Consider the following 573-nt stretch of genomic DNA (forward strand, 5'->3'; position numbering starts at 1 on the left):
ACTTTAAGGTGATATTTATTCTATAGTTTTTATATAACATTGAAGAATCACACGGAAGTAATTTAGGTATGGTCAAGCTATCGTCATTCAGCCCTAAGGTATTGTTAGTTCTATTTATATTGCTTACATCCTTGACGTATGGTGTCACATCACTTTACGTGCTCTCTAATCACAGCCAATCTACTGTTAAACAGCTGCAAAGTGGAAACAGTAGTTTTGAGCTTGAGTCCGCTAAGATTTTTATGGAAAAGTACTTAGAAGTTGCAGAAGATCGTATTGTGTTAGCGTCTCAGTACCAAGGGGTGATTGATGCAGCATCACAATCAAACATAGAACGTCTCTCTTACCATCTGGAACGGTTCAAAGGGCAAAACCAATCCATGCAATTCGCGGTGCGGGATCGAACAGGGCAATTGTTGTTTGAAGATACATTTCGTCATCCTGCGACTAAACAAGAGCAAGCCATTTTTAATGCAATCTCAAATCAAGAAGTGAATGAACGCATTTTGTATCTTTTGCATGACGATACCAATCATATTTGCGTTAAGTTGTTTATGCCCTTGTACCAAGCAG

1 pseudogene is annotated in these 573 nt (G+C 38.6%); it reads left to right on the top strand.

Going from position 1 to position 573, the window contains the following annotated elements:
- Positions 1 to 68: 68 nt before the first annotated feature.
- A pseudogene (locus QQ041_RS22085) lies at positions 69 to 573 on the top strand (hybrid sensor histidine kinase/response regulator); the annotation flags it as partial.

Origin of the sequence: Vibrio sp. TMPB1044 (assembly GCF_030442075.1) — a bacterium.
GTDB classification, from domain to species: Bacteria; Pseudomonadota; Gammaproteobacteria; order Enterobacterales; family Vibrionaceae; genus Vibrio; species Vibrio satsumensis.